The sequence below is a fragment of the Ramlibacter sp. genome, assembly GCF_035706265.1.
Classification (GTDB): Bacteria; Pseudomonadota; Gammaproteobacteria; order Burkholderiales; family Burkholderiaceae_C; genus Ramlibacter.
Map to the genome: position 1 here is coordinate 1 of NZ_DASSVG010000115.1, position 2,298 is coordinate 2,298.

The following is a 2,298-nucleotide window of genomic DNA, read 5'->3' on the forward strand; positions in this document are numbered from 1 at the left end:
AGTTCCTGGTCGCTGATCTTGCCGGCGGCGTTCTGGCCCACGGCCTCGAACACGCTGACGATGTTCAGGTCCTGCCCCTTCCACTTGCCGGGCAGGATGGTGCCGCCGTAGACGTAGATCGCCGGCACGTTGGCGCGCAGCATGCCCATCATGCCGCCGGGCATGTTCTTGTCGCAGCCGCCGACGACGATCACGCCGTCCATCCACTGGCCCTGCACGCAGGTTTCGATGCAGTCGGCGATCACCTCGCGCGAGACCAGCGAGTACTTCATGCCCTCGGTGCCCATCGCCATCCCGTCGGAAATCGTCGGCGTGCCGAAGATCTGCGGATTGCCGCCCGCCTCCTCGATGCCCTGCACGGCGGCGTCGGCCAGCTTCTGCAGGCCGCTGTTGCACGGGGTGATGGTGCTGTGGCCGTTGGCCACGCCCACCATGGGCTTGCCGAAGTCGGTCTCCTTGTAGCCCATGCCGTAGTACATGGAGCGGTTGGGGGCACGCGACTTGCCCTGGGTGATGTTGTCGCTGCGCAGGCGCAGCTGGATGGTCTTCTGGTCCATGGTTGCGAGTCCGTCGGATACAGGGGGGGAAGGCAGCAGTATGCCGCAGGCTGGAAAGCGGACAGCCGGACGCAGAGGACGCGAAGGGTACGCAAAGGACGCAAAAGAACACCCCTCTCAAGGAATTTCCCTTTTGCGTCTTCTGCGTACCCTTTGCGCCCTCTGCGTCCGGGATTTGGTTTTCGCCTTCTTTCCCCCACGCCCATCCCGTGCGCCAAAATAGCCGCCCATGCTCACTCACCCGAAGATCGACCCCGTCGCCCTGCAGATCGGCCCGCTGGCCATCCACTGGTACGGGCTGACCTACCTGCTGGCCTTCGGCCTGTTCATGCTGCTGGCCAACCAGCGCCTGAAGCACGAGCCCTTCCGCTCCATCCAGGGCCCCGGCGCCTGGTCGCGCAAGGACGTGGAGGACATGCTCTTCGCCGGCGTGCTCGGTGTCGTGATCGGCGGGCGGCTCGGCTACTGCCTGTTCTACAAGCCGGGCTTCTACCTCGCCAACCCGCTGCAGATCCTCTACGTCTGGCAGGGAGGCATGAGTTTCCACGGCGGGTTGATCGGGGTGATCGTGTCGCAGCTCTGGTTCGCGCATTCGCGCCACAAGCCGTTCTGGCAGCTGATGGACTTCGTCGCGCCCTGCGTGCCCCTCGGGCTGGGGGCCGGGCGCATCGGCAACTTCATCAACGGCGAGCTGTGGGGCCGGGCGGCCGACCCCGACCTGCCCTGGGCCATGGTGTTCCCGCAAAGCGGCACCAGCCTGCCGCGCCATCCCTCGCAGATCTACGAGCTGTTGCTGGAAGGCATCCTGCTGTTCATCGTGCTGTGGCTCTATGCGCGCAAGCCGCGCAAGGAGGGGCAGGTCGCGGCGGCCTTCCTTGTCGGCTACGGGGTGGCGCGCTTCACCGCGGAGTACTTCCGCGAGCCGGACGCGCACCTGGGCATCCTGGCGATGAAGATGAGCATGGGGCAGTGGCTTTGCATCCCGATGATCTTCGCGGGGGTGTTGATCTGGGTATGGGCGGAGACCCGGACGGATTCGACGGGGCGGGCGGCGGCGCGCTGAAGCGCTGAAGCGCTGAAGCGCTGGGCTTTCGCTTCGCTCCAGCGCCACCCTACTCGGGGCCGCGCCACGCTCTCCCCCGGCGACATTCCGGTTACACCGAAATCTCCCCACGGCCGGCCGGTCGAGGTCCATAATTACCTGTAATTACGGAGCCGAACGCGTGCCGACCATGCGCCTCGTCCACAACTCCCTGCACGACGAAGTCGCGGCGCAACTGCGCGAGCGCATCTTCGCCGGCGAGCTGGCGCCCGGCACCTTCCTCGACGAGGTGCGGCTCGCGCAGCAGCTGGAGATCTCGCGCACGCCGCTGCGCGAGGCGCTCAAGGTGCTCACCGCAGAAGGCCTGGTGCGGCACGAGCCGCGCCGCGGCTGCTTCGTCAACCAGGTCACCGAGCAGGACCTCGACGAGATCTTCCCCGTGCTCGCGCTGCTGGAAGGCCGCTGCGCCTTCGAGGCCGCCCAGCACGCGAGCGACGCCGACCTGCAGCTGCTGGAAGACCTGCACCAGAAGCTGGCCCGCTTCGCCAAGGCGAAGCGCATCACCGAGTACTACGAGACCAACTTCGCGATCCACGAGGTGATCATCGCGCTGGCCGGCAACCGCTGGCTGGCCGGCGTGATCGGCGACCTGCGCAAGATCGTGCGCCTGGCGCGGCTGCAGCAGCTGCACGCTCCGGG

At 66.8% G+C, this 2,298-nt stretch carries 3 protein-coding genes; 2 read left to right on the top strand and 1 reads right to left on the bottom strand.

Translation table 11 applies throughout. From position 1 onward, the window contains the following. Positions 1-557 (bottom strand): dihydroxy-acid dehydratase (locus VFM98_RS04405; RefSeq protein ID WP_325108681.1); only part of this gene is annotated, 557 nt, incomplete at its 3' end. A gap of 229 nt (positions 558-786) precedes the next feature. Between VFM98_RS04405 and lgt the strand changes: the two genes are divergently transcribed. Further along, positions 787-1,620, top strand: coding sequence for a prolipoprotein diacylglyceryl transferase (lgt, locus tag VFM98_RS04410; RefSeq protein WP_325108682.1), 834 nt, complete (start codon positions 787-789; stop codon positions 1,618-1,620). Positions 1,621-1,789: 169 nt separating this feature from the next. Continuing rightward, on the top strand, positions 1,790-2,298 hold a 509-nt coding region (locus VFM98_RS04415; RefSeq protein ID WP_325108683.1), incomplete at its 3' end, for a GntR family transcriptional regulator.

Coding starts and splice junctions, on each gene's coding strand:
- lgt (WP_325108682.1), top strand. CDS start 787: ATGCTCACTCACCCGAAGATCGACCCCGTCGCCCTGCAGATCGGCCCG.